This window comes from Nocardiopsis sp. SBT366, assembly GCF_001083815.1.
GTDB classification, from domain to species: domain Bacteria; phylum Actinomycetota; class Actinomycetes; order Streptosporangiales; family Streptosporangiaceae; genus Nocardiopsis; species Nocardiopsis prasina.
In genome coordinates this window covers 1-26963 of sequence record NZ_LAVM01000035.1, presented here as the reverse complement: position 1 = coordinate 26963, position 26963 = coordinate 1, and the positions used below count along the sequence as shown (strand labels likewise).

22 protein-coding genes and 1 riboswitch are annotated in these 26963 nt (G+C 70.5%); of the genes, 10 read left to right on the top strand and 12 right to left on the bottom strand.

Annotation, left to right across the window (positions count from 1 at the left end; genetic code table 11):
* Positions 1–12 precede the first annotated feature (12 nt).
* The gene (locus ADX84_RS12755; protein WP_049572729.1) at positions 13–1206 is read right to left on the bottom strand and encodes an NADP-dependent malic enzyme; all 1194 of its coding nucleotides are present in this window, start codon (positions 1204–1206) and stop codon (positions 13–15) included.
* Between the two features lie 376 nt (positions 1207–1582).
* Between ADX84_RS12755 and ADX84_RS12750 the strand changes: the two genes are divergently transcribed.
* From ADX84_RS12750 to ADX84_RS12725, 6 genes are all read left to right on the top strand, one after another.
* A complete protein-coding gene (locus ADX84_RS12750) occupies positions 1583–2494 on the top strand; it encodes an ABC transporter substrate-binding protein (protein ID WP_049572726.1) in 912 nt (303 codons plus the stop codon).
* Between the two features lie 117 nt (positions 2495–2611).
* Positions 2612–3571, top strand: coding sequence for an amino acid ABC transporter permease (locus tag ADX84_RS12745; protein ID WP_017542528.1), 960 nt, complete (start codon positions 2612–2614; stop codon positions 3569–3571).
* Positions 3571–4401, top strand: a complete 831-nt coding sequence (locus ADX84_RS12740; RefSeq protein WP_017542527.1) for an amino acid ABC transporter ATP-binding protein — start codon at positions 3571–3573, stop codon at positions 4399–4401. The genes ADX84_RS12745 and ADX84_RS12740 overlap by 1 nt, the downstream gene beginning before the upstream one ends.
* Positions 4402–4562: 161 nt before the next feature.
* Positions 4563–5153 (top strand): class I SAM-dependent methyltransferase, encoded by a 591-nt coding sequence (locus tag ADX84_RS12735; RefSeq protein WP_049572723.1) that lies wholly within the window; start codon positions 4563–4565, stop codon positions 5151–5153.
* A gap of 245 nt (positions 5154–5398) precedes the next feature.
* Positions 5399–5824, top strand: coding sequence for an anti-sigma factor (locus ADX84_RS12730; protein ID WP_026128903.1), 426 nt, complete (start codon positions 5399–5401; stop codon positions 5822–5824).
* A 41-nt stretch (positions 5825–5865) separates the two neighbouring features.
* Positions 5866–6624, top strand: a complete 759-nt coding sequence (locus tag ADX84_RS12725) for an RNA polymerase sigma factor SigF (RefSeq protein WP_199776574.1) — start codon at positions 5866–5868, stop codon at positions 6622–6624.
* Between the two features lie 31 nt (positions 6625–6655).
* On the opposite strand, the gene ADX84_RS12720 is transcribed toward ADX84_RS12725, so the two are convergent.
* Positions 6656–7051, bottom strand: coding sequence for a hypothetical protein (locus tag ADX84_RS12720; protein ID WP_049572719.1), 396 nt, complete (start codon positions 7049–7051; stop codon positions 6656–6658).
* 159 nt (positions 7052–7210) lie between these two features.
* Here ADX84_RS12720 and ADX84_RS12715 point away from each other — a divergent pair, with 159 nt between their 5' ends.
* Together ADX84_RS12715 and ADX84_RS12710 are read left to right on the top strand one after the other, a co-directional pair.
* A complete protein-coding gene (locus ADX84_RS12715) occupies positions 7211–8143 on the top strand; it encodes a diacylglycerol kinase family protein (protein WP_049572717.1) in 933 nt (310 codons plus the stop codon).
* Positions 8144–8430: 287 nt separating this feature from the next.
* Positions 8431–8685 carry a WhiB family transcriptional regulator gene (locus ADX84_RS12710; RefSeq protein WP_017542521.1) on the top strand — a complete coding sequence of 85 codons (255 nt, stop codon included), beginning with the start codon at positions 8431–8433 and terminating at the stop codon, positions 8683–8685.
* A gap of 105 nt (positions 8686–8790) precedes the next feature.
* Here ADX84_RS12710 and ADX84_RS12705 read toward each other — a convergent pair whose 3' ends face one another.
* Positions 8791–10335 carry a sensor histidine kinase gene (locus ADX84_RS12705; protein WP_049572715.1) on the bottom strand — a complete coding sequence of 515 codons (1545 nt, stop codon included), beginning with the start codon at positions 10333–10335 and terminating at the stop codon, positions 8791–8793.
* 133 nt (positions 10336–10468) lie between these two features.
* On the opposite strand from ADX84_RS12705, the gene ADX84_RS12700 reads away from it, so the two are divergent.
* Positions 10469–11209 (top strand): GntR family transcriptional regulator, encoded by a 741-nt coding sequence (locus ADX84_RS12700; RefSeq protein WP_017542519.1) that lies wholly within the window; start codon positions 10469–10471, stop codon positions 11207–11209.
* A gap of 353 nt (positions 11210–11562) precedes the next feature.
* On the opposite strand, the gene ADX84_RS12695 is transcribed toward ADX84_RS12700, so the two are convergent.
* The 4 genes from ADX84_RS12695 to ADX84_RS12680 form a co-directional block, all read right to left on the bottom strand.
* Complete coding sequence (locus ADX84_RS12695) at positions 11563–12894, bottom strand: HD domain-containing phosphohydrolase (RefSeq protein WP_049572711.1); 1332 nt, start codon at positions 12892–12894, stop codon at positions 11563–11565.
* Positions 12894–14240, bottom strand: a complete 1347-nt coding sequence (locus tag ADX84_RS12690) for an HD-GYP domain-containing protein (protein ID WP_199776573.1) — start codon at positions 14238–14240, stop codon at positions 12894–12896. The genes ADX84_RS12695 and ADX84_RS12690 overlap by 1 nt, the downstream gene beginning before the upstream one ends.
* A gap of 822 nt (positions 14241–15062) precedes the next feature.
* Entirely contained in the window at positions 15063–15374 is a 312-nt protein-coding gene (gene rsrA, locus ADX84_RS12685) for a mycothiol system anti-sigma-R factor (protein ID WP_049572703.1), read from the bottom strand.
* Positions 15371–16042 (bottom strand): sigma-70 family RNA polymerase sigma factor, encoded by a 672-nt coding sequence (locus ADX84_RS12680; RefSeq protein WP_049572699.1) that lies wholly within the window; start codon positions 16040–16042, stop codon positions 15371–15373. The genes rsrA and ADX84_RS12680 overlap by 4 nt, the downstream gene beginning before the upstream one ends.
* A gap of 372 nt (positions 16043–16414) precedes the next feature.
* Here ADX84_RS12680 and ADX84_RS12675 point away from each other — a divergent pair, with 372 nt between their 5' ends.
* Positions 16415–17236, top strand: a complete 822-nt coding sequence (locus ADX84_RS12675; protein ID WP_049572694.1) for a class I SAM-dependent methyltransferase — start codon at positions 16415–16417, stop codon at positions 17234–17236.
* A 142-nt stretch (positions 17237–17378) separates the two neighbouring features.
* Here ADX84_RS12675 and thiC read toward each other — a convergent pair whose 3' ends face one another.
* From thiC to ADX84_RS12650, 5 genes are all read right to left on the bottom strand, one after another.
* Positions 17379–19046, bottom strand: a complete 1668-nt coding sequence (gene thiC, locus ADX84_RS12670; RefSeq protein ID WP_049572690.1) for a phosphomethylpyrimidine synthase ThiC — start codon at positions 19044–19046, stop codon at positions 17379–17381.
* A riboswitch (TPP riboswitch) is annotated at positions 19036–19151 on the bottom strand. It overlaps the preceding gene by 11 nt.
* A gap of 126 nt (positions 19152–19277) precedes the next feature.
* Positions 19278–20132, bottom strand: coding sequence for an SOS response-associated peptidase (locus ADX84_RS12665; RefSeq protein WP_049572686.1), 855 nt, complete (start codon positions 20130–20132; stop codon positions 19278–19280).
* A 10-nt stretch (positions 20133–20142) separates the two neighbouring features.
* Complete coding sequence (locus ADX84_RS12660) at positions 20143–21399, bottom strand: MFS transporter (protein ID WP_049572685.1); 1257 nt, start codon at positions 21397–21399, stop codon at positions 20143–20145.
* A 54-nt stretch (positions 21400–21453) separates the two neighbouring features.
* Positions 21454–22458 carry a DUF3068 domain-containing protein gene (locus tag ADX84_RS12655; RefSeq protein WP_049572845.1) on the bottom strand — a complete coding sequence of 335 codons (1005 nt, stop codon included), beginning with the start codon at positions 22456–22458 and terminating at the stop codon, positions 21454–21456.
* A gap of 8 nt (positions 22459–22466) precedes the next feature.
* On the bottom strand, positions 22467–26909 hold the full coding sequence (locus ADX84_RS12650) for an alpha-(1->3)-arabinofuranosyltransferase (RefSeq protein WP_082206442.1): 4443 nt from the start codon (positions 26907–26909) through the stop codon (positions 22467–22469).
* Between the last annotated feature and the right edge of the window lie 54 nt (positions 26910–26963).

Genomic DNA, 26963 nt, shown 5'->3' with positions numbered 1-26963 from the left:
TTCGCGTGCTTGCTAGCGGCGGGCGACGCCGTCCTTGCGAGCCTGCGCGGCGACGGCGGCGGAGACCGCCGGGACCACGCGGTCGTCGAAGGGGCTGGGGATCACGTAGTCGGCGCTGAGATCGTCACCGACCAGGTCGGCCAGCGCCTTGGCGGCGGCCAGCTTCATGTTCTCGGTGATGTCGGTGGCCTGGACGTCGAAGGCGCCACGGAAGACACCCGGGAAGGCCAGCACGTTGTTGATCTGGTTCGGGAAGTCGCTGCGCCCGGTGGCGACGACGCTCGCGTACCTGCGGGCGACGTCCGGGTGCACCTCGGGGTTGGGGTTGGCCATCGCGAAGACGATGGCGTTCTCGGCCATGGTGGCCACGACCGACTCGGGGACCTCCCCGGCGGACAGGCCCACGAACACGTCGGCGCCCTCGAGCGCGCTCTCGATGGAGCCCTGGAGCCCCGCCCTGTTGCTGATCTCGGCCAGCTCCTGCTTGACCGGGGTCAGGCCCTCACGGCCCTGGTGGATGATGCCCTTGGAGTCGGCGACGGCGATGTCGCCGATCCCGCCGTCGATCAGCATCTTGGTGACGGCGACCCCGGCGGCCCCCGCCCCGGAGACGACCACGCGCAGGTCGGCCAGAGTGCGACCGGTGAGGCGCGCCGCGTTGTGCAGCGCCGCCACGGTCACGATCGCGGTGCCGTGCTGGTCGTCGTGGAAAACCGGGACGTCCAGGCGCTCACGCAGCTTGGCCTCGATCTCGAAGCAGCGCGGGGCGGAGATGTCCTCCAGGTTGACGCCGCCGAAGGACGGCGACATCCGCACGACGGTCTCGACGATCTCGTCGGCGTCGGTGCAGTTGAGGGCGATCGGGATGGAGTCGACGTCGGCGAACTGCTTGAACAGCAGCGACTTGCCCTCCATGACCGGCAGGGACGCCTCCGGGCCGATGTTGCCCAGGCCGAGCACGGCGGTGCCGTCGGTGACGACGGCGACCAGGTTGCTCTTCCAGGTGTAGGTCTCGACGAGTTCGGCGTTCTCGGCGATGGCGTCGCAGACACGGGCGACACCTGGGGTGTAGGCGAGGGACAGGCCCTCCTGGTCGCTCACGTCGACGGAGGACGTCACCTGCAGCTTGCCGCCACGGTGCATGGCGAACGCCGGGTCCTCGTCCAGGGGGGACGTGTTCTGGGTACGCGAAGAAAAGGTGGTCACTACTCAAACCCCTCGGTCTGCTGTACGTCCGCGTCGGCCATGACGTGGACGGTGGGCCACGGAGCGCGCGCGAAGACGTCAGGGTGCCAGGGGGCCCTCGTCGGCACCGGTCGGCCATGACCGGGGTGCGCCGGGAGGGGTGGTCTTCGCCGGACTCTTATACGAGTACTGCGCGATCCGCATCTCACGGGGATGACCCGTTACGCAATTCTCTCACAACGGTGACCGGAGGAAAATCGCGGGTCGACAGAATGGAACGTTACTGATGTGTCGCCCACCGGCACCACATCCACCTCAAGTCCCCACTGGTCGGCCCCGCGACGCAGCGGACCCACCCCTCGACCAGGCACTCCGTGCTCCCTGAAGGAGACCCACCATGGCCCTGCGCAAGCCCCTGTCCGAGCCCCGGACCTACCTCACCGCCCTGGCCACGGCCGGCGTGCTGGCCCTGGCGGCTTGCGGCAACGGTGGTGACGGTGCCTCCGACGAGGCGGACGCCCCCGATGTCGCGGTCGACGAGGAGCTCGCCGCGCTCCTGCCCGACGCGGTCGCCGACGCCGGTGCCGTCACCATCGGAGTCGAGGCGTCCTACCCGCCCGGCGAGTACCTGGACGAGGACGGCGAGACCGTCCTCGGCTTCAACGTCGACCTCATCGAGGCCGCGCTGGGCAAGCTCGGCCTGGAGGCCGACTGGGAGCCCACCACCTTCGACTCGATCATCATCGGTGTCGACACCGGCAGCTACGACCTCGGTGCCTCCTCCTTCACCATCACGGAGGAGCGCATGGAGGCCGTGAACATGGTCAGCTACTTCTCCTCCGGCACCCAGTGGTTCGCCCCGGCGGGCAACCCCGACGGTGTCGACCCCGACAACGCCTGCGGCCTGCGCATCGCGGTGCAGACGGGCACCACGCACGACCAGGACATCGAGGCCCGCAGTGAGGCCTGTGTCGAGGCGGGCGAGGACGCCATCACCATCGAGAAGTTCCAGACCCAGCCCCAGGCGACCGAGACCATCGTCTCCGGCCTGAACGACGCCTCGCTGGCCGACCTGCCGACCTCGCTCTACGCTCTCCAGCAGACCGGCGAGCAGCTGGAGTTCATCGGCGAGCAGTACGACGCCGCCCCCTACGGCGTCGTCGTCAACCAGGAGCAGGAGGAGCTCTCCGAGGCCGTCGCCGCCGCCTTCAACGCCATCATCGAGGACGGCACCTACGAGGAGGTCCTCGCCGAGTGGGGCATCGAGGGCGGCGCCCTGGAGACCGCCGAGGTCAACCCCGCCGCCTAGGGCGTGTTCCATGGATGCTGCCGTCGCGAGCGGCGCATCCGACGCGCAGCCGGGGCGTGTCCGCCGGACACGCCCCACAGCACCGCGCACTCCCGTCAACCAAGCGAAAGTCTGACTGTGACCTCACCGAGCGAACCGGTGGGCGGCCCGGGGTCGAAGGAACCGACCCCGGGCCGTTCGGCCGCTCCGATCACCGCCGTCCCCGTCCGGTACCCCGAACGGTGGGTGGCCGCCGGGATCATCCTGGTCCTCGCCGCGATGTTCGTGCACATGCTGTTCACGAACCCCGCGTTCAACTGGCCGTTCATGTTCGACAACATGTTCTCCGAGCCCGTGCTCCGGGGCGTGTGGGTCACGCTGAGCGCGACCGTGCTGTCGATGGTCATCGGTGTCCTCCTGGGCATCATCCTCGCGGTGATGCGCCTGTCCGGTAACCCCGTGCTGGTCACGGTCTCCTGGATGTACACGTGGTTCTTCCGCGGGGTGCCCCGGCTCGTGCTGGCGGTGCTCTTCGGCAACCTCGCCATCCTGTACTCGACCATCCACATCGGGCTGCCGTTCGACAACTACTGGATGCCGTGGCTGGGCCTCGAGGGCGACGCCCGCTTCTTCGAGATCGACGCGCGCACCCTCCTGACGGGCTACACGGCGGGTCTGCTCGCCCTGTCGCTGTCCGAGGGCGCCTACATGGCGGAGATCATCCGCGCCGGCCTCCAGTCCGTGGACAAGGGCCAGACCGAGGCCGCGCAGGCGCTCGGGATGAGCCGGAGCAGGATCATGCGGCGGATCACCCTGCCGCAGGCCATGCGGGTGGTGATCCCTCCGACCGGCAACGAGACCATCGCCATGCTGAAGGACACGGCGTTGCTCGCCTACGTTCCGGTGACCATCGAGCTCTTCTACCAGCTCCAGGCGATCGGCACCCGGAGCTACCAGATCTTCCCGATGCTGGTGGCCGCGTGTCTGTGGTACCTGGCCATCACCAGCGTCCTGATGGTGGGCCAGTACTTCATCGAACGCAGGTTCAACCGGAGCGGACGCGGGGTCCGGGACCGCATCGTGGGAGGGGCGCACTGATGGCAGACCAGACCAGTGACCACGGGCCGGAGGGCGTCGTGGAGACCGCGGAGGGCACCGAACTGCCCGCCGACGCCCTCGTGGTGGCGGAGAACGTCCACAAGAGCTTCGGGCGCCTGGAGGTCCTCAAGGGCATCGACCTCCAGGTCAAGCGCGGCGAGGTCATGTGCGTGGTCGGCCCCTCGGGGTCGGGCAAGTCCACGTTCCTGCGCTGCGTCAACCACCTGGAGAAGCTCACCGCCGGCCGCCTGTGGGTCAACGGCGAGCTGATGGGGTACCGGCAAAAGCGCGGGCGCCTGTACGAACTGCGCGACACCGAGATCGCCGCCCAGCGCAGCGACATCGGGATGGTCTTCCAGCGCTTCAACCTGTTCCCGCACCTGACGGTTCTCGGCAATGTCATCGAGGCTCCGGTACAGGTCAAGAAGGTGCCGCGCGCCGAGGCCACCGAACGCGCCAGGGAGCTCCTCGAGCGGGTCGGCCTCCCGGACAAGGCGGACGCCTACCCCGAACAGCTCTCCGGCGGCCAGCAGCAGCGCGTGGCGATCGCCCGCGCGCTGGCCATGGAGCCGTCGCTGATGCTGTTCGACGAGCCCACCAGCGCGCTGGACCCGGAGTTGGTCGGCGAGGTGCTGGACGTCATGCGCGACCTCGCCCGGGGCGGTATGACGATGGTCGTGGTCACCCACGAGATGGGCTTCGCCCGCGAGGTCGGCGACTCCCTGGTCTTCATGGACGACGGGGTCGTGGTGGAGTCGGGCACCCCGTCCGAGGTGCTGACCAACCCGCAGCACGAGCGTACCCAGGCCTTCCTCTCCAAGGTGCTGTAGACACACCGGCCGCGCGGTCCGCCGCGAAGCCGCGAGGGCCCCGCGTTCCCCACGGAGCGCGGGGCCCTCCTCGTTCACACGAAAGCACCCCCGATGCTCTTGACCCCGGGGGCTCCCGCATCCAGAGTCGTCACGTGACATCCACCTGCCCGGGGAGAGGCATGGACGCGCGTACGGAGAAGGTTCGCGAGCTGTGGGAGAAGAGGGCGGGAGGTTACGACACCGGGTCTCGGGTGGAACCCCCGAGTGTCCGGCGCACCCGTCGCCTGCTGTGCGGCGGCGCGCGGGGACGCACCCTCGAAGTGGCGGTGGGTACGGGGATCAACCTCGAGCTCTACCCTCCACAGGTCCTCCTCACGGGGGTGGACCTGAGCCCCACCATGCTCGCGCGGGCCCGGGAGCGGGCCGAGGAACAGGGACGCCCGGTGCACCTGGTGGAGGGCGACGCCCAACGGCTCTCCTTCGCCGACCAGTCGTTCGACACCGTCCTGTGCGCGCTCGCGCTGTGCACGATCCCCGACCAGGAGCGAGCCCTGGCCGAGATGTACCGGGTCCTGGTCCCCGGCGGACGGCTGCTGCTGGTCGACCACATCGAGTACACGCGGTTCCCGTTCCGGCTGCGCGAACGCCTGCGCTCGCACCCGCGCAGACTGCCCCGCGCCGTCGCCGAGGAGGTCGGGTTCGAGGTGGGCCACCACGACCGTCTGTTGATGGGCATGGTGGAGCGGCTGGTCGCCCGACGGCCCCGGTGAGTCTCGGGGGCGGGCTCCACCGGCGCGGCGCGTACCCTGGGTTGGCCCCCCACGGATGTGTTGACGGTCCGTCGCCCGAACGGCGACGCGCTGACCGCACTGGCTCCCGCAGGGGGTCCGGACGGGCCATTCGTCTCGTGTTCACCCCCCGAGGGCTGGACACGATCCCTTCGCCCTGCGTCAGTGGCAGGGTGAAACGAGATACATTGCTCTCAAGCGGCAACCTCGCCCCCCGAAGGAGGGACGTGACCGAAGAAACCGCTGTGCCCACGGCCGACGCCACCGGTGTACGCGACGCTGTCACCGTCAACATGCCAGCCGACAGCGCTTACCTGTCTGTCCTGCGCACGGCGACGGCAGGGCTGGCCGCCCGACTCGACTTCACCCTCGACGAGATCGAGGACCTGAGGATCGGGGTCGACGAGGCCTGCGCGATGCTCCTCTCCCAGGCGCTGCCCGGCACAGAACTGACCACGGAATTCGAACTCACCCCCGACGGGATGCGCATCTCGGTCTCGGTGATGACGGCGGACGGACGCCTGCCCGCACGTGACACCTTCGCCTGGACCGTTCTTTCCGCTCTCGCCGGGGATGTCGACGCGGGGGTCGGTCCGGACGACCGCGTCTACATCGTCCTGTACAAACGCCGTGGCGCCCTGGAGCCGGCGTGAGCGAAAGGGGGCCCGCTCTGACAGCGAAGACCGAGCACGCGGTGCCCGACCGGGCGCGCGCGAGAGAGTTGTTCGAGCGCCTTAACGACCTCGACGCGGACGCGCCCGAGCGCAGGGCGATCCGCGACGAACTGGTCGAGCTCCACCTGCCCTTGGTGGAGTACCTGGCCCGCAGGTTCCGCAACCGGGGCGAGTGGCTGGACGACCTCACGCAGGTGGCCACGATCGGGCTGATCAAGTCCATCGACCGGTTCGATCTGGAGCGCGGGGTGGAGTTCTCCACGTACGCGACCCCGACGATCGTCGGTGAGATCAAGCGCCACTTCCGGGACAAGGGCTGGGCGGTGCGGGTACCGCGCCGTCTCCAGGAGCTGAAGCTCTCGCTGACCAAGGCGGTCAGCGACCTGTCCCAGCGCGAGGGGCGCTCGCCCACCGTCGCGGAGCTGGCCGCGCACCTCCAGATGACCGAGGAGGAGGTGCTGGAGGGCCTGGAGTCCGCCAACGCCTACTCGACGGTGTCGTTGGACGCCCCCGACAGCGGGGACGAGGACGCCCCCGCGGTGGCCGACTCCCTGGGGATCGTCGACGAGTCCCTGGAGGGCGTGGAGTACCGGGAGTCGCTCAAACCGCTCCTGGAGCAGCTCCCGCCCCGCGAGAAGCGCATCCTGCTGCTGCGCTTCTTCGGGAACATGACGCAGTCCCAGATCGCCCAGGAGCTGGGCATCTCCCAGATGCACGTGTCGCGTCTGCTGGCGCGCACCCTGGCCCAGCTGCGGCAGGCTCTGACCACGGACGACTGACCCGGTGCGCGGCCGACGGCCGCGGTGACCGTTACCGGCGCCCCTCGGTGTCGGAGAACAGCACCGCGGTCGTCGGCGGCGCCAGCACGGCGGCCGCCGCGGCGACGGCGACGGCCAGCATGACCGCGCAGATCACGTACTGCTCCCCCGTGTACATGTAGTACGCCACCACGGCCATGAAGAGCTGGGTGACCACCACCGGGGTACGGGCCCAGTCGCGCAGGTTCCAGAGCCCGTACGCGACGAAGACGAGCAGCACACCGACTCCGACCCCGATCACGGTGAGCGGGATGGCGGAGGAGACCGGATCGGTGGCCCGTCCGGTGATCGCGGTGTACAGGCTGTAGATTCCGGCGACCGCCGCGACCAGCCCGATCAGGGCCTCCAGCACGGCGGCGATGACGATGGTGAAGGGACGCGAAGACACCCGACGAGCCTATACGCGCTCCCGGTGTCCCCCTCTCCGGCCCGCCCACTCGGAGGCACCTCCCGCGCGCGGGCCTCCCGGCGCCCACGCGCGGCGAACCCCCGTGGTGAGGCCCGACTCCGCTCCCGTCGCGGACGACGCACCGCCTAGACTGACCGGGTGCGAGCCCTATTCATCGTGAACCCCCAGGCGACCACGACCACCTCCCGCACGCGCGAGGTGATCCTGGGCGCCCTGGCCTCCGAGCTGGACGTGACCCCCGTCGAGACCGCTCATCGTGACCACGCTCGCGAGCTGGCGCGGGGCGCGGCCGCGGACGGGTACGAACTCGTGTTGAGCCTGGGCGGTGACGGCACCGTGAACGAGGTCGTCAACGGGCTCCTCACCACGCCCGAGGACCTGCCCCGCCCCCGGTACGCCGTCATCCCGGGCGGGAGCGCGAACGTCTTCATCCGCTCGCTCGGGGTCCCCGGCGACCCCGTCGAGGCGACCGGCGCCGTCCTGGAGGCCATTCGGGCGGGGCGTGAGCGGGAGATCGGACTGGGCCGGATCACCGGCGACCAGGACGACCGTTACTTCACTTTCTGCGCCGGTTTCGGGTGGGACGCCGATGTGGTGCAGCAGGTGGAGCAGGAACGCGGCAACGGCCGGAAGGCCACCCCCGCGCTGTACGCGGAGACCGCGGTAAAGCTGTTCTTCCGGGGCGATATCCGCGATCCGTCACTCAGCGTGTCCAGCGACGGAACGTCACTGGAGGACGTCTATTTCGCGCTGGTCACGAACACCACTCCGTGGACCTACGCGGGAGCGCTGCCACTTCAGCCCACCCCGGCCTCACGTTTCGAACTGGGTCTGGACGCATTCGCGCTGACGCAGTCCTCGCACGCGCTGACTGGCTGGGTTCTTTCCCAAATGTTCTTCCCCAAGGGCCTTCCCGCACGCGGAGACGGCTACGTGACCTGGCACGACCAGGTGTCACTACGCATCTCGTCGTCCCATCCCCGGGCCTTCCAAATCGACGGTGAATACCTGGGCGAGCGCGAAGAGGTCAACTTCCACTCGGTACCGAAGGCATTACGAATCATCTGTTAATAACGTCGAAAGCAGCCATTCCCGATGACTGTGACGCACCCGACACGCCGAACAGGACCTTTGGCCTCGGGGACTCTTGCATGCCCCCCGCGTTCCTGGCACGCTCAGGATATCGCCGCGAGTTACGGGCGAGTTAATTTGGGCGCTTCCCACGTGGCCGTGGGGTGAAACCTCACTTACCTCGGCCTTGACGACACCGCCGGTGGACCCCCTCCGCCGGGCGCCCTTGCACATTCCGATCGTGAAAAGCTTCACAAATGATCGCCTCACTGTGAGGAGTGGACCGCATGGACTGGCGCCATGACGCAGCCTGCCGTGACGAAGACCCCGAACTCTTCTTCCCCATCGGCGACTACGGCCCCGCACTGAACCAGATCGAGGAGGCCAAGGCGGTGTGTCAGCGCTGCCCGGTCAGCTCGGCGTGTCTGAAGTGGGCGCTGGAGAGCGGCCAGGACGGCGGCGTCTGGGGCGGCACCTCCGAAGAGGAACGCCGTCGCATCAAGCGCCGTGGCACCACGCTGCGCCCGATGGTCCGTAGCTGACCACCGGCCCCGACCGACCGACGACCCCCGTTGGCGCGGCGGGGGATCGCACACGTCCGTGCGGCCCCCGACCGGGAGCGGTTCCCCCGGCCCCCTCGGGCTCCCTCAGGGAACCTCCCGCTCCTCGTGCTCCAGTGGCAGGCTGATCGCCACCTCGGTACCGCCGGAATCCTTCGGCTTGATCGCCAGGGTCCCGCCGAGCTCACCCACGATCAGGGTTCGCACGATCTGCAACCCCAGACTCGTGGTCCCCTCCAGGTCGAAGTCCGCCGGAAGACCGCCGCCGTCGTCGGAGACGGCCAGTTCCAGGCTGCTCGGCCCCGGATGGCCCGGCCCGGTGTCGAACCGGCGCACACGCACCTCGATCAGTCCCGGCCCCTGGCCCAGACCGTGCTCCACCGCGTTCTGCACCAGTTCGGCCAGCACCATCGACAACGGGGTCGCCACCAGCGCGTTCAGCAGCCCGAAGTGGCCGTCGCGCCTGGGCACCACGGCCTGACCCGTCGAGGACACCTCCGCCGCCATCTGCATGACGCGATCGGCGATGTCATCGAAGTCGACCACCTCGTCCGGCGTGTGCGAGAGCATCTCGTGCACGATCGCGATGGACCCCACCCGGCCGACCGCCTCGTCCAGGGCGGCCCGCGCCTCGGGGATGTCCAGACGCCGTGACTGGAGCCGCAGCAGCGCCGCCACCGTCTGGAGGTTGTTCTTCACCCGGTGGTGGATCTCCCGGATGGTGGCGTCCTTGGTCATCAGCTCGCGCTCGCGCCGCCGCAGTTCGGTGACGTCGCGGACCATCACCAGCGCGCCGATCCGCACCCCGTCGATCACCAGCGGTATTGCCCGCAGCTGCACGGTGATCCCGCGCGCCTCGACCTCGGCCTCCTGGGGCGCGCGCCCGCTCGCGGTGTAGGTGAGGTTCTCGTCGCGGGCCTCCCCCTGCGCGGCCAGCTCCAGCGTGGTGCGGTCCAGGCGCGCACCCACGAGGTCGGCCGCCAGGCCCAGGCGCCGGTACGCCGAGAGGGCGTTGGGGCTCGCGTAGACCACCTCGCCGTTCTGGTCCAGGCGCAGCAGCCCGTCACCGACCCTCGGGGAGCGGACCATGAGCGGACCCTGGTCGCTGAACGGGAAGGCGCCCTCGGCGATCATCTGGGCGAGGTCGCCCGCGCTCTGGAGGTAGGTGAGCTCCAGGCGGCTGGGGGTTCGCGCCGAACTCAGGTTGGTGCTGCGCTGGATGACCGCGATGAGGTTGCCCTCACGGCGGACCGGAATGGTCTCCTCGCGCACCGGGACCCCGCCGGACCAGTCGGGGTCGCCGTCGCGGCAGATCCGTCCCTCGCTCCAGGCGCGGTCTATCAGGGCCCGGCGGCCGACCACCCTGGGGGCGGACCGGGACGTGACATCGGTCATGTCGTCCCGGAGCACCGCCTCAACCAGGTCGTCCTGGAAGGCGGTCGGGCCGGTCGTGGGCCGCATCTGCGCGATGGCTATCCACCCGTCGTCCTCGCGCAGGCGCACCCACAGCACGAGGTCCGCGAAGGAGAGGTCGGCCAGAAGCTGCCAGTCGGAGGCCAGAGAGTGGATCCACTCCAGGTCCGCCTGCTTGAGTGACGTGTGACGGCGAATGAGGTCGCTGAGGTGAGGCACTCACAAATCATCCCATGAAGCCGTGCATACTCAAGAGACACGCACTCGACCAGTGGTCCACACCAATCGACGGCCGGAAGGCGGCCGCACCGACCACGTCCGGGCGGGGCGCGGAACGCGGCGGAGGAGACTGATGACTGGTCAGCACACCCTGGACGGCAACCCCAGAGTGCCGAAGTACTACCAGGTCAAGAAGCAGTTGCTGGAGCTGATCGAGGCGATGCCGGCGGGGAACCCGGTCCCGCCCGAGCGATCACTGGCCACCCAGTTCGGCACCTCGCGCACCACGGTGCGCCAGGCCCTGACCGAGATGGTGGTCGAGGGCCGGCTCCTGCGCATCCAGGGCAAGGGCACGTTCGTGGCCAAGCCGAAGGTCGCGCAGATCCTCCAGCTGACCAGCTACACGCAGGAGATGCGGGCGCACGGCCTGCACCCGGCCACCCGCATCCTGGACGTGAGCTACATCAACGCGGACGACCAGCTCGCGGAGCTCCTCGCGATCCGCTCCGGCGGCCGCGTGCTGCGCATCGAACGGCTACGGCTGGCCAACGGTGAGCCCATGGCCGTCGAGACGGCCCACCTGGCCGCGCGGCGCTTCCCCGGACTCCGGAGGCAGCTGGACCGCTACGCGTCGCTCTACGAGGCTCTGGCGAGCGCCTACGACGTCTCCCTCGCGGAGGCGGAGGCCTCCATCGAGACCGTCCTCGCCACTCCCAACGAGGCCCGCCTGCTCGGTGTGGACGTGGGGCTGCCCCTGGTCCTGCACTGCCAGCACAGCTTCGACGGCGACGGGCACCCGGTGGAGTGGGTCCGCTCGCTCTACCGCGGCGACCGCTACAAGTTCGTCACCCGCCTGCGCCCGCCCCGGGACTGATCCAGGCAGGCGCGCGGCGCGGACCCCGTCGCGCTCCCCCGTGTCCGTCCTCCCACCGGATTTTTCCCGCCCCGGGCCGGAGACCCCCTCCGCCCGGGTGCGGGGCCCTCGGACCCGCTCGTGGCGTCCGCGCTTCCGCGGCCGTTCGCGGTGCCCCTCGCCGACGTCCCCGCCACCGTCACGCCCCCGCACCGGTTGGCGGCGGTACCGTTCCCGGCGCCGGTCCGGGGCCTGCGCCCGCACATGGGGAGGGGCCGTGGGCAAACGTTCCCCGGTGCTCGGACGTCGTCGACGCACCGCCCTGCCCGGGTGACGGACTCCGGGGCGGTCTCTCCCTTTCCCGGGTGACCGGGTCAGCCGCGCGCGAGCACGTTGGAGAGGGCGTCGACCACGCGCGGGTCGTACTCGCTGCCGGTGTCCATACGCAGGCGTTCGACCACGGCGGCCCGGCGTTCGGCGTCACCGTTCTCACCGACCAGGTCGTCGAAGGCGTTGGCGACCTTGATGATGCGGCTGCCCAGCGGGGGCACCCCCTCGTCGCCGTCCCCGGCCAGCGGCTCGCACTGGCGTCGGACCATCTCCGCGACGTTGTCCAGCACCCCGGTCTCCCGGATGATGGCCGAACCCAGCTCGGCGATCCGCCGTTGTTCCCTCGGTGAGGACAGCAGGGTGGCGCCGCCCGCGATGGGTTCGCGCAGGGAGAGCTGGCCGATGTCGTGCATGAGCGCCGCGTACTCCAGTTCCAGCAGCTCCGCCTCGGCCAGGCCCAGTTCGCAGGCAATGCCGTGGGAGAGCTGGCTGACACGCCGCGAGTGGCCGTTCTCCACGTATCCGCCCACCTCGGTGACGCGGGACAGCGCCCGCACCGTCTCCAGGTAGGTGCGGCGCACCTCGGCGTGCCTGCGGAAGGCCACCTGGGAGACCAACAGCGGGGCGAGGAAGACCAGCAGACCCACCAGGCCGGTCACCGTGCAGGCCAGGGCGATCAGCACTCCGCTGGAGGCGATCGCGCCGCCGGTGGCGACCTGTGCCCGGGCCTCGTCGCGCATGGCCACGACCAGGCGGGTGCGCAGCCGCTCGGCACGCAGCACGGCGGAGACCGCGACGTCCAGCGACCACGCCAGGGCAACCAGGACGGTCATCATCAGGGCGACCACGACCGAGGGCCCGGTCAGGGCCAGGGCCTCCACCAGGGGGCGGAAGGCGACGGCGAGCAGCGACGCGGTGAGCACCCTGCGCGCGACGTCCTCCAGCCGTGGGCCGCGGCCCACCGCCACGTGCGGGAGTTCGCCCAGGGCCACGCCCAAGGCGACCACCGCCACCACCTGCCAGGCGGTGTGGTGGCTGGCCTCACCGCCCAGGCTGAGCAGGAACGCGTAGGCGATCGCCCCTGCCAGGGCGATCGGCGCGGACTCCCGGTGTCCCGGGAGCGTGATCCTGGCCAGCTCGCCGCCCGCGATGACCAGGCAGAAGGCCAGGGCCACGTAGGGCTGGTGGAACCCGGCCGCCGCGGTCCACACCAGGGCGGCCAGCGAGGCGGCGCCCACCCCGCCCACCAGGACCGCCCGGAAGGGTCTCGCGGTGCGCCAGGCGGGCCCCCAGGACCGCTGGTGGCTCAGCGCCCCGCCCTCGGGGCCACAGGGGTAGGGCCCGGGGAGCGGCCCCTCCGACTGCTTCTGCGTCATCACCGGTCCTGGCCCCCCGTAACCGCGGCCGCCGACGTGGACTCGGCCACCGGTGCCGTGCCGTCGCGCCGCGGTGCGGCCGGCACCGTCGCGCCCGTGTCCCCGGCCCCGGACTCGACGGAGGCGCCGTAGCAACCACCCGGCGGTTCCGCGATGTCCGGGGTCTCCCAACCCTCACGGGTGACGGCCCGGACGAGGGCCTCCACCATGCGGGGATCGAACTGGCTGCCCGCGCAGCGCCGGAGCTCGACGATGGCGTCCTCGACGGACCAGGCCTTGCGGTAGGAGCGCGTCGAGGTGAGGCAGTCGAAGACATCGGCCACGCTGATGATCCGGGCGGACTCGGGGATCTCCATCCCCACCAGCCCCATGGGGTAGCCGCGCCCGTCCAGACGCTCGTGGTGGTGCCGGATGCCCGCGAGCGCCTCGTCCAGGAAGCTGATCTCGCGGACGATCTCGTACCCGCGCGTGGGGTGCAGCTTGATCGCCGCGTACTCGTCGTCGGTGAGCTTGCCGTTCTTCTGGAGCACCTTGGTGGGCACCCCGAGCTTGCCGATGTCGTGCAGCATCCCCGCGTACCGGATCTTCTGCACCCGCTCGGCGGGCATACCCAGTTCGGCCGCGATCATCGCCGAGCCCTGGGCCACCCGCATGCAGTGGCCCCGGGTGTAGTAGTCCTTCGTCTCCACGGCCTGGCACAGCGTGGCCAGGGTGGCCTCGTGCGCCCGCGCCTCGGCGGTCTGCTGCCCGAAGACCCACCGCGCGATGAACAGCGGCAGCAGGACGAGCAGCGGGGCGATGATCCCCACCGCGCCCCAGATGGCCGCGATCGCCAGGCCCAGCATCTGGTAGCCCACGGAGGCGACCTCCAGGGCGGCCAGCGGACGCCAGCGCATCGGCCCCGCACCGGGGGGCCGGGTGACGCCCAGGCACCACATGAGGACGCCGATGAGCACCGAGTTGAGCAGCGTGTGCGTCAGGACCGCGGCGACGTACGGCAGGACGATGCCGGGGAAGTCGGACTGTCCCGGCACCCCCACCGTGCCGCCGAGCAGGAGGTAGACGTGTCCGGCCACGTGGGCCGCCAGCGCGAACTGCGCCCCGTTGAAGGCCCGCTTGACCAGGCCCTGTCTGCGGACGGCCAGGCAGGAGGCGAACCCGACCACGGCCGCGCCGACCGGTCCCACCAGCACGACGGCGGCCAGGGCCACGGCCGAGCTCGGCGAGATTCCGGCTTCCTTGACGTCGACGACGACGTGTGTGCTTATCGACTCCGCGACGACGAAGAGGACCGCGATGAGTACCAGGGTCCCCAGGTCGATCCCCGTGTAGGGACCGACGAGCATGATGGCGACAGCACTGACAACGATGATCCCGACGTAGACACGCGCGCCCCAAGGAAGAGCCCGCACCCCCGTTCACCCCCCACCGACGACGACCGGACTGTCATGGTTTCACCGGTTCTGTTCTACCACCAAGACCATCCGGTAAAAGTGGAAGCCATCAAAACGGCGGACATCATCGAACCGAACATGGTGACGAACATCAGTCGTCCCCCTTCTCCCCGTGGCGGCGGCCCCCTCATCCCCTGGGCACGCCGCGCAAATTACCTTATTCGTTGGATAAGGCCTCCAGTTTAACGGGCCACGACACCATCCTGATTACCCCCAACCCGAACCGGAGGCACACTCGACATCCCCGGGGGTGAGAAGTTCCGGAGCGTGGAATTACTAATTCAATTAGTCATTCCAGATGACTACACAGAGTGACAATAGACCACAGGCGCGACACCGGGGACCGCCGATTCCCCGGGGGATCCTGCCAGCCAGGCCAGCGGACGCCATCAGGCATGACTACCCATCGTGAGCATTCGAAACGGACTCTCACAAGTTCAAGGAAATTCATTCCGACTCGGTCACGACCGAAAACCGATTCGCGTCATCGGGCGTGTCGAACCCCCCGAGAACCACCCACCCGACACCCGAGTGACCAAAACCCCCGGACCCAACGGGATCCGTCGCACTCTTTTTACAAAAGCACACAAATGACCCAAAGTGCACCAGAAACCAACAAGCACCCCTGAATACACAAAAGTGGCGAAAGCTGGAATGCCAGCTTTCGCCACCGCGCCCCGGACGGCCCCCGGCCGTCGACGGCTCAGGCCGCTGTCAGGCGGGGGTCCCGGGGAAGTCAGCCCTGGCCTCGCGGGCCAGCTGCTCCTTGCGGGCCTCCGCCAGCCGACCGAGGACCTTGTCCCGCAGGTCCAGCGGGACCGGATCGCAACCGCAGTGCTTGGCGACGAGCTTCTTCACGGCCTCTTCCAGGCCGTACTCGTCAAGGCAGGGGCTGCACCCGTCCAGGTGCGCCCTGACCTCTGGGCAGTCGCTCTCCTCGAGCTCACCGTCAAGGTAGGTGTAGAGCTTCTCGAGCACCTCGCTGCACGGGGTGTCCGTCTCCGACTTGTCGTGGCCGCCGCTCATTGCCGATCTCCCCGATCCGACCCGCTCACCTGTCCTCGACCCCCCGCAGCCGACCCCGACGCGACGGCCGAGGCCTCCGCGGCTCTGGTCGCGGGGAGGAAACCACGGTCCACCGCGTACTCCTCAAGGTGGGAACGCAGCTGGCGCCGCCCCCTGTGCAGCCGGGACATGACCGTCCCGATGGGGGTGCCCATGATCTCGGCGACCTCCTTGTACGCGAACCCCTCGACATCCGCGAGGTAGACCGCGATCCGGAAGTCCTCCGGAAGCTCCTGGAGGGCGCGCTTGACGTCGCTGTCGGGGAGGTGTTCGAGCGCCTCGGCCTCGGCGGACTTCAGCCCCGCCGCCGTGTGCGAGGCGGCCTGGGCGAGCTGCCAGTCCTCGACGTCCTCGGTCCCGGCCTGCTTCGGCTCCCGCTGCTTCTTGCGGTAGGAGTTGATGAAGGTGTTCGTGAGGATGCGGTACAGCCACGCCTTGAGGTTGGTCCCCTCCTTGAACTGGTGGAAGGAACCGAACGCCTTGGCGAAGGTCTCCTGTACCAGGTCCTCGGCGTCCGAGGGGTTGCGTGTCATGCGCAGTGCCGCCGAGTAGAGCTGGTCGAGGAAGGGAAGCACGTCCCTCTCGAACCGCTCGTCCCGTTCCCCGGCTGTCTCCTGGCTCTGGTCCAAGCCCTTCGGCCTCCTCGCGCTGGCCCCTGGTGGGGTGTCCGTATCCCAACGATACGTTCCCACACCCCCGACCTGCGCATCGACGCCGCGTGGCGCCAACGCCGTTTCCTCGCGCTCAAGGCACGCACCAGCGGTCGGCATGCTCGAACCCCTCCCCTTTCCTGCTCCCGTGTTCTGGCGGGTCCCCGCCTCGGGAACCCCCTCCGGGACCACTCCCCGGGCGGTGCTGGTCACAACAACGTCCTCGTCTGGCTGATTCCGCCCCTGCGGGCGGTGGCCGGGTCCCCTCGCCCCGAACTTTGTCGTTTGCCCGCGTCGGTGAAGGTGAGGCATGGCAGAGTGCGGGTAGGACACACTGAAGGATGGAGAGGAGTGCACGTGCGACCGTCCTCGACTCCGGCCTCCGACCGCCCCCGATCGCCCGCCGCCCAGTTCGCCACCACGGACCGGCTCTCGGACTACTGGCGCTTCTACTGGGCGGTCGCGGAGGCACAGATCAGCCGGTGGCTCCCCGAGCGGCCCTCCCGGCTGCTCGACCTGTCCAGCCCCGACTTCCAGGGGACTCCACGCGCCGTCGCCGCTGGCCACGACGTCGTCACGCTGCTGCCCTCGGTTGACATGGCCATGCGTCGGCCGCTCACCCTGGTGAACGGCCGGGCCGTGGTGCCGCGCCCCACACCGCGCGGTCGTCTGCGGCACGTGGTGGGCGACTCCGCCTTCCTGCGCGCCTTCACCCCCGAGTCGTTCGACGGGGTGATCGCCGACAACCGGGTGTTCTCCCGGCACCTGGCCACCGAGTCGTCGATGTCCGAGGTGGCCCGGGTGCTGCGTCCTGGCGGCCGGGTGCTGGTCTGCGTGGACTCCGTGGTCCTGGGCATGGCGCTGCTGGCCGAACAGGACGCCTGGCCGGAGCTGAGCCACGCGCCCAGCGCCGACGTGCTCCTGGTGCCCTGGCCGGACGGTTCGATCACCCGCTGCTTCACCGCCGAGCAGGTCACGGAGATGGTCACCGAGGCCGGGCTCGAACTGGAGTGGATCAAGCCGCGCACGGTGTTGTCGGCGTCCACGGTCGAGATGATGCTGGCCCGCGATCCCAGGTCCATGGCGCGGCTGGTCGAGATGGAACTGCACGCGGCCGATTCCGACGACTACGTCGGCGTCCACCTGGTCGCCAGCGCCCACAAGCCCGAGTAGCCGGGCCCGGCGCCGCTCCAGTTGCTTCTGGTGGGTGTGAAGCTGGTGGTACCGCCGGTGCCACCGGTGCTGCTGTGACTCTGGGCGATGGCCGGCGGGCCCGCCACACCCTGCGGTGTGACGGGCCCGGGACGGGCGCTCCCTAGTCGGCGAGCGGCAGGTAGACGCGGTTGCCGCCGTCGGCGAACTCGGCGGACTTGTCGGCCATGCCCTTCTCGATCGCCTCGACGGTGTCCAGGCCGTTCTCCTCGGCGTACCTGCGCACGTCCTGGGAGATCTTCATCGAGCAGAACTTGGGCCCGCACATCGAACAGAAGTGCGCGGTCTTGGCCGGTTCGGCGGGCAGGGTCTCGTCGTGGAAGGCCTGCGCGGTCTCCGGGTCCAGGGACAGGTGGAACTGGTCCTGCCACCGGAACTCGAAGCGCGCCCTGGACAGTTCGTCGTCCCACTCCTGGGCGCCCGGGTGTCCCTTGGCGACGTCGGCGGCGTGGGCGGCGAGCTTGTAGGTGATGACGCCGGTCTTGACGTCGTCGCGGTTGGGCAGCCCGAGGTGCTCCTTGGGGGTCACGTAGCAGAGCATCGCGGTGCCGTGCCAGCCGATCTGCGCGGCTCCGATCGCGGAGGTGATGTGGTCGTAGCCGGGGGCGACGTCCGTGGCCAGGGGGCCGAGCGTGTAGAATGGCGCCTCACCACACAGCTCCTCCTCCAGGCGCACGTTCTCCCTGATCTTGTCCATCGGCACGTGGCCGGGGCCCTCGATCATCACCTGCACGTCGTGCGATCGGGCGATGTGGGTGAGCTCGCCCAGGGTGCGCAGCTCGGCGAACTGGGCCTCGTCGTTGGCGTCGGCGATGGAGCCGGGGCGCAGGCCGTCGCCCAGGGAGAACGTGACGTCGTAGCGGCGCAGGATCTCGCACAGCTCCTCGTAGTGGGTGTAGAGGAAGCTCTCCCTGTGGTGGGCCAGGCACCACGCGGCCATGATGGAGCCGCCGCGCGAGACGATGCCGGTGACGCGGCGGGCGGCCAGCGGCACGTACCGGAGCAGGACGCCCGCGTGGACGGTCATGTAGTCCACGCCCTGTTCGGCCTGCTCGATGATGGTCTCCCGGTAGATCTCCCAGCTCAGCTTCGTGGGGTCGCCGTTGACCTTCTCCAGTGCCTGGTAGATCGGGACGGTGCCGATGGGCACCGGTGAGTTGCGGACGATGCGTTCGCGGGTCTCGTGGATGCGCTTGCCGGTGGACAGGTCCATCACGGTGTCGGCGCCCCAACGTGTGGCCCACACCATCTTCTCGACCTCCTCGGGCACCGAGGAGGTGACGGCGGAGTTGCCGATGTTGGCGTTGATCTTCACAAGGAAGTTCTTGCCGATGATGGTGGGTTCGGACTCGGGGTGGTTGCGGTTGACCGGGATGACCGCGCGGCCGATGGCGACCTCGGCGCGGACGAACTCGGGGTCGGCGCCCTCCCGAGCGGCCACGAAGCGCATCTCGGGGGTGATGGTTCCGGCCCTGGCGTGGGCCAGCTGGGTGGTCGCCCCGTCGACGGGGTCCAGTGCCCACGTCTCGCGGGTGCGCGGGAGCCCCTGGTGGACGTCGATGCGTGCGTTGTCGTCGGTGTAGGGGCCGGAGGTGTCGTACAGATCGAAGTGGCTGCCGTTGCTGAGATCCACCCGGCGGCGCGGGACGCGGAGGGTGGTGCCCTCAGGGGTGGTGATCTCGTCGTGGACCTTGCGAGATCCCATGATGGGACCTGTGGTCACCCGGTGCTCGTCGGCGGTGGAAACGTCACGACCGTCGATAGCCGTCATGGCATGCCTCCCTACGTCGGAATTACCCGAACAGGTTCTGCGGTCGGCGACACCCTTGAGTCGCCCTCTCAGCCCGCCATGGCGCGAGCTCCCGCGTTGCGTATTCACATGTGCGCACGTCAAACGTGCCGGGACACCTCGATCACGGTGTCCAGGGCCCGGGGAAGCACTCCCCCGTGGCCTCGCACACCATACACAGGCCGTCCCCGGCCCTGTCCAGCCTCACCGGGGTCAGAAAAGTGTCTCCGGTTCGCCGCGGCCGGAGTCCTCGGCCGGTTCCAGCAGGTGGGGACCGTTGTTCTTGACGCTGTTGACCTCGGTGGAGACCTCGTCCACCGAGAACCGGTCCACCGGGGAGTCGTCCAGCACGTGGGCCAGCTCCTCGGCGCCGGTGGCGGGGTCGAGCCAGACGGACCAGTCCTCGCGCGGCACCACGACGGGCATGCGTTCGTGGATGTGGGCGAGTTCGGGGGCGGCCTCGGTGGTGATGACCGCACAGGTCCACAACCAGGCGTCGGGGTCGCTCGGGTCGTCGACCTCGGGGTCGCGCCAGCGCTCGAAGATCCCGGCCAGGGCGAGCGGTTCGTCTCCGGAATAGTGCACGGAGAAGGGCTTCTTGGCGGCCTTGGCCTTGCGCCTCTTGTGCTGTGGGTCGGTGGCGGGAGAGGTGCTGGCCTCGGTGGTGCCGTCCTTGTTGAGCAGCTGCCACTCGTAGTAGGCGTCGGCCGGGAGGAGGCACCGGCGGTGCCGGTAGGCGGTGCGGAAGGCGGGCCTGTCCGCGACCGTCTCGCCGCGCGCGTTGATCATGCGGTAGCCGACGTTGCGGTCCCTGGCGCCGCCGGGAACGAGGCCCCAGCGCATCGTGTGCAGGGAGCGCGGCCCCGGTTCACCGGAGGTGCCCCCCTGGGGCGGCGGGCCGAGCACGGCGTACACCGGGCTGCCCGGCGCGATGTTGTAGTCCGGGTCGAGCTCCTCCAGCGGCGGCCAGGCGCGCGGGTCCCCCGTGCCGTCCTGGGCCTCCTCGGGGAGGGCGAAGGCCAGCTGGAGCTGGTGCACGTTCCTGGACTGGGCATAGCGACCGCACATGGGTGGAATCCTATGCGATCCGCCCTTCCGGGACCCCGGGATCACCGTCCGTCCCGTCCGTCCCTGCGGTCCCGGTGTCCGCGCCGGAGAGCCGGACGACCAGTGCCCCGACCAGCCCGGCGAGGAGGGCCACCGACCCGGCGGCGGCCAGCAGTTCCCGGGGGTGGTCAGCGGCGAACCATCCGGCGATCAGGAATCCCACGACGAAACCTCCGTTGACCACCGCGCCCATGAGCGCGTGGGCCCGCCCCAGGAGGGACTCCGGTGTGTGCCGGTGGACCACCGACCTGAGCAGGATGTTGAACACGGAGTTGCCCGCACCGGCCAGCACCACGCACACTGCCGCCACCCACAGCACCGGGAACCAGGCCCACAGTGCCAGCGCCGCACCCACGAGGGCGGCGGCGAGCGCCACCCCGCGCCCGGTCGGGGCCGGGCGCAGCACCGACACGGCCAACGCACCCGACAGCAGGCCCGCGCCCCAGCCCGCCGTGAGCGCCCCGAAGACCTCGGCCCCGTGTCCCATCACCTCCCGTGTCACGAACACCATGGCCACGTTGGTGGTGGACGTGGCCACCACCGCGAGGAGCAGGACCGGCATCAGCACGCGGAACAGCCGGGCCCGGAGGACGTGGCGGGCACCGTCCAACGCGCCCGACCACAGGGTGCCGGTGGTACTGGCCGCGGGGCGCCGCACGCCCAGGAGCAGGAAGGTCCCGGCCGCCACGAAGAAGCTCGCCGAGTCCGTGAGCAGGGCCGGGACGATCCCGAAGAGGCCCACCAGCACCCCTCCCACCAGAGGGCCGAGCACGGTGGCCGAGGCCCGGGCCCCCTCGAACAGCGAGTTGGCGTGCACCGGGGAGAGGTCCCCGGCGGCGCCGGGCAGAAGGGTGAGGATCGCGGGATTGACGAGGGCCGCCAGGGAGCTGACCGTGAGGACACACAGCACCAGGACACCGGGGTGGGGGAACCAGACGGCGGGCAGGATGGCCAGGCCCTGCCCCACGCAGGCCAGGACCAGGACACGGCCGGTGTCGAAGCGGTCCAGTACCGCCCCGGCGAGCGGCGCGAGCAGGACGAGCGGACCGATCTGGGCGGTCAGCAGAGCGGTGACCCACAGGGAGTTCCCGGTCTCGGCGAGCTGGAACACGGCCGCGACCAGCACCACCTCGTCCCCCATCGACGACAGCAGGATGGCGGTGAGCAGCGCCGCCGCGCGGAGGCGGCGCGCCGCCGGGGCGGCGGGGTTCGGGGGATCGTCGGGCACGGCGCCTCCGGGGGATCGGTTCGGACCGATCCTGCCCTCCGCTCCCCCGGATCGTCACCCGGTTTTCGCGTCCTCCGGCGAGCGCTCCTCGGTTCCGGTCGCCGCTTCGGTCTCCGTCTCGGCGGCCGGGGTCCGGGACCGCCAGGCGCCGAGGAGACCGACCAGGACGGCGACGGCACCGATCGGGGCCAGGGTCCAGGGCGCCCAGCGGTCGAGTCCACGCAGCAGCAGCGAACGCACCCGGGCCTGTTCGGCGTAGCCGGAGACCTGTCCGTCGGACAGGGTCAGTTCCGTGTCGAGCAGGTCCACCTCACCCGAGCCGTTCTGCGGCCGCAAGGTCTCGTGCCTGCGCTCCTCCAGGTTCACGACGATGCCGGTGACCGGCTCGACCCAGAAGGTCCGCTCGGCCGTGAGCCAGCGGTTCGCGCTGACGGTGCCGTCGGCGTCGGGATCGAACAGGGCGGCGGGTACCTCCCGCGCGGAGTCGGGGACCTGGGTGGCGTCCACGGTCTGGGTGTAGCGGCGCACGGCCACCCCGGCGACCGCGTCGTCGTCCTCGAACTCGACCGAGGGGGCCGAGCGCACCTCGGCGTCGTAGAAGGAGTGGTTCCCCTCGGCCGCCCCGGGCGGCCAGTACAGGACCAGCCCGGCCTGGCGCACCGCGCGGTCGCCGTTGACGTGCTCACCGCAGCAGTTGACCGCCCGACCGGTCCTGCGGTCCACGATGACCCTGCGGCTCCAGTGGTCGAGCACCCGCTCCGACGAGGAGGTGTCCACCGTCATCTCCCACGCCGACCAGTCGGCGCCGTGCCCGGAGGCCACCACCCGGGTGTCCCGTTCGAGGTCGGCGCCCTCAACCAGGCTCCAGGTGGCGGTGTCCAGGTAGCTGGCGTCGGCGTCGACCATGCGCAGGCCGAGGGTGGCGTCGGCCGGGAGCAGGGCGACGCGGTCGTGCACGTACAGCGGCAGCAACAGGGAGAGGGTCAGCAGGAACGTCCCCGCCGCCACCAGGAGGGTGCCCCGGGGCAGGCTCCGGGGCGGTTCCGCGCCGGTTCTCATGGGGGCCGTCACCCGCGCACCTCCTCGACGTCGTGACCGGCCTCGGGCAGCCGGTCGGTCACCCGTTCCGGTTCCGTCCCGTTCTCGGGCGGTCCGGTCCGCCGGTCCCCGCCTCCGGAGGTCTCCGTGGAGCCCTCGGCCGGAGCCCCGGGGGCATCGGCAAAGGGTGGCCCGTACCCGTCCCCTCGCTGGCCCAGGGCCAGGACGAGCCGGGCCATCGCGGGCAGGCACAGCGCCTGCGGAACCCAGCCGCGCAGCGCCGTGCCCAGGGTCTCGGTGATGTCGTGGAAGGGCATGTTCACCACCAGGTGCGTCCCCGAGGCCATGGCCAGTCCGGCCAGGGCCAGGGACACCGTGACCACCCAGGGCCCCGCGAGGTACGGCAGTGCCCGACCTCCCAGGGACGGCCTGCCGGGTTTGGCGTGGCGCAGGCGTTTCGGGGCCCGTCGGGCCAGCCACCACAGGGTCAGCAGGATCAGCCCGACCACGGCCGCACCGGCCCAGCCCGCGATCCAGACCCCGTAGGCCAGGCCCAACGGCAGCACCACTCGTCGGGGCAGCCAGCCGGGCCCCACGCCGGGCAGGGCGCGCGAACCATGCGGGCCTTGGGCGGCCGTCGACCGCCTGCCGCCCGGCAGCCAGCGGCGCGGCCACAGGGCCAGAACCACGAGCAGCGCGGCCAGGGCGCCGCCCGCCACCAGCACGCGGTGGTAGACGGCGTCCGGGGCGTAGGTGAGGGTGACCGTGCCCGCGCTGCCCTCGGGCAGCACCCAGGCCTGCTTCCAACCCTCGAGCCGGACCGGTTCCAGCGGCCCGTCGCCGCCGTCGACCCGGGCCTCCCAGCCCTCGTTGAAGTTCTCGTTGACCACCAGGAAGCTGTCCTCGTCGACGTCCACGTCGAAGCGGCGCTCACCGGGCCCCCAGGTGTGCACCGCGTCGACCGCCGCCATGTCGACCCCGGGGGTTCCACCGGCCGCGCCGTCGCTGGTCTCCACCACGGCCGAACGCACCTGGTAGCGGTTGCCCGGGTCGACCACGATCCGGTTCTCGCCCTCGGTCAGGTCCAGGTCGGTGCAGGTCTCGTACCGCAGCGGGCGGCCGGTGAGCTGGTCGGCGAGGGTCCCGTCGCTGATCCGGGTCTCCACACGCTCGCCGTTGACGCGCAGGGTCGGGCCCAGGCCACAGGTGGTGGAGGCGTCCCCCTCGGGGAGCGGGTCCACGGCGGGCACGTCCGGAAGCTCGACGCCGCCGATCTCCAGGGCCTGACCCTCGGGGCGTTCGAAGGTCACCCGCACGGAGGAGGCGGTCAGTTCGGCGAAGTCGACCCTGCCGCTGCCGTCCAGCCACCCCTCCCGGACGGTCCCGCCGCCCTCGACGGTGACGCGGATCGGCCGCATCACGCTGTCGGCCCGGGGGAACTCGACCCTCATGTGGTCGATCGCGGTCCGCTCCCCCAGCTCGATGTCGAGCCAGGGTTCCCTCTCCTCGGGGTCCGGATACCAGACGGTGGTCTCGTCGTCGTCGAGCGCGCCCCGGCCCATGGCTGCGGGGTGGCTGACGGCGGTGGAGGAACCGGTCACCAGCGGGTACCCACCGGCCCGGTTCGCGGCGTTCTCCGCCTCGCGGGGGTCGGTGAGGACCACCTCCCCGGAGATGGCGTGCGGCCCGGCGGCAGCTCCGGCCGAGAGGTCGAAGGTGCGGTCGAGTCCGCTGGCGTCCTCACCGCTCACCTCCAGCCGGGGGTTGCACACCCACACGTGCGACCCCTCCATGCAGCCGGGGGCGGTGCCGGTCGACCCGGTGAAGAGGAGGGTCCCGGCGTCGGTGGGACCGGGGACCCTCAGCGTGCGGGTGGGCTCCAGGCCGGGCAGGGAGATCATGGAGATCCCCACCCGGGTGCCGAAGCGGTACTCCGGTTCCCAGGCCAGTTCGTCGATCCGCACCCGGAGCGTGGTGGTGAGCCCGGGCGGCGCCGCCAGCTCCTGGGGTTCGTCGGTGGCGGCCACGGCCGCCTCGGTCCTGCCCTCGTCGGTGATGAGGGTGACCCGCGAGGGCGGCGGTTCGCCGGAGAGCTGCTCGAAGGCCACGCTCAGCCCGCCGAGGTCGCGGGGCTCCTCGAACTCGACCTCGATCCACTGGCCGAGGGCGCCCGCGAAGGCGCTGGACCGCCAGGCGGTGCCGAGGTCGGAGTCCAGGGCCGCGTGGGGGGCGTGCCCGGGGTCGCGGTCGCTGGCCCGGGACTCCACACCGGCCTCGGAGCTGGACGCGGTCACCCCCGCCACACCCAGGTCCTCGGCGTGGGAGACGTACTCCTCCCAGGCGGGGTCCATGATGTCGGGGGCGGGGACGTCGCGCTCCAGCTCCTGGTCCTCGGTCATGGTGGCCGAGACGTTGCGGCGCACGTCGGAGTAGACGACCTCGCGGCGGCGGACGGTGTCGGTGACGATCGTGTCCTGCGCGGCGACCGCGTCGGCGCCGGGGTCGTCGCCGAGCAGGATCGGGCGGTCGTCGTTGACCATGCCCTGCTCGGCCAGGTGGAGGACCGATTCCGGGCCGCCGGTCACCCGCAGCGCGTCGCCCGACGGCACGGTGCCGACCGTGGGCGCGGCCCCCTCCACCTCGTAGATCGTGAGTGAGGGGTAGGGCTGGTCGAACCACTGGGACGCGGACGAGTGGTCGACCGAGCCGATCACCGGGCCGAACTCGGCGGCCTCGGCGACCCCCGGGGAGTTCCTGAGCGACTGGTGGACGCGGGCGGGCCAGCCGCCGTTGTTGCCCACCCGTTGGAGGTCGTTGCGGACGATCAGGTGGGTGACGCCCATCCGTGCCAGGGTGTCCGCCAGCCCTTCGGAGCCGCGCCCGGAGGAGACCCGCTGGTCGATCTCGTGGTTGATCCGCGAGACACCCGAGGAGCCCCACGGGATGATCTGGTGGTTGGTCCAGGCACCGGAGAGCAGCGGCTGCATGGGTTCGTCGAGGGGGCGACCCCACTCGTACTCGCCGCGCGCCGACCCCGGCAGCGCCATGGTCATGCCCCGGTCCTCACCCTGGTCCTCCAGCCACTCCACGGCCTCGTACCAGTGGTCCGGGATCTCCTCGAACCCGCCCCTGGGGGCGATGCCGACGGTCGCGATGGGCGTGAGCGTGACCAGGAAGACCGCCGCGCTCGCTCCGGCCACGGTCCGGCGGACCCCGGCCACCGCTCCGGGATCGCGGTCGCGGCGGTCGGCCCAGTCCCTGGCGACCACGACGGGCAGGTGAGCGAGGCCGAGGACGATCGGCAGTCGGATGAGCGCGTCGAACTTGTGGACGTTGCGGAAGGGCGCCAGGGCACCGTCGAACAGATCCCGCATGAGCGGCGCGAAGGGGCCGGTGAGGGCCCCGGTGTGGCCCGCGACGACGATCACGGTGCCTGCCAGCAGGCAGCTGATGAGGAAGAGGCGTTCGGGGGTGCGGCGGTTGATGAGCCCGGCCAGTCCCAGCCCGGCGACCAGCGCCGTCACCGCGACCAGCCACGGGGTCAGGGAGAGTTCCGCGCCCGAGGGCAGGGCGGTGTTGCCCATGTCGGGCAGGAAGCCCATCCAGTTGGAGGTACCGCGCAGGGAGTTGAACAGGGAGGCGATCCCCGTGGTGACGGCGGCGTCCTCCGTGTAGGGCATGAACGAGTACACGTACCGCGACATGATGAGCAGCGGGACGACGTACCAGAACGACGCGAGCACGAGTGCGCCCGACCACCACAGGATCAGCCGCCACTTGCGCGGGCCGCCGGCCCTGGTGAGCAGGTACAGGCCGGGGACGACCAGGACCGCCAGCTCGGAGGCGGCGTTGGTGCCGCCGCACATGAGGAACGCCAGGCCGGACAGCAGCGCCATGCGCGCGGGCGGGTACCCGTGCCTGGCGCCCAGGACGAGCGGCAGCAGGATCCACGGCATGAGCAGCATGGGCTGGAGCTCGGCCGAGTTGTACGACAGCAGGGTGAGCACGCGCGGGGCGAGCGCGTAGGCCACACCGGCGATGATGCGGGTGTTGACGGTGCCCAGCCCCAGGGCCTCGGCGACCTTGTACACCCCCACGAACGCGGCGATGAGCAGCACCGCCATCCACAGGCGCTGGATGAGCCACTCGGGCATGCCGAGCACATCGAACAGCAGGTGGAAGGGGCCGTTGGGGAAGAAGTACCCGTAGGCCTGGTTCTGGATCTGCCCGAAGTACGAGGCGTCCCAGAGGTGCAGGGCTCGCTCCATGAACCCCAGGGGGTTGACCGTCAGGTCGATCTTGGTGTCGCTGACGATCCTGCCGGGGTCGATGCTCGCCGCCAGTGCTCCCAGGAGCAGACACACCGCGAGGACCTTGAGCCGCGCCAGCAGCCTCTCGTCCACTCCGCCGGGGGCGGTCGGTGTTCTGGAATCCTCCGGTTCGCGCCTGGCGGTGGATTCCGCCGAAGTCACATCTTCGCTTTCTTGCCTGCTGTGGGGTCGGGGGTGCCGGGGGCGGTGCGGGTG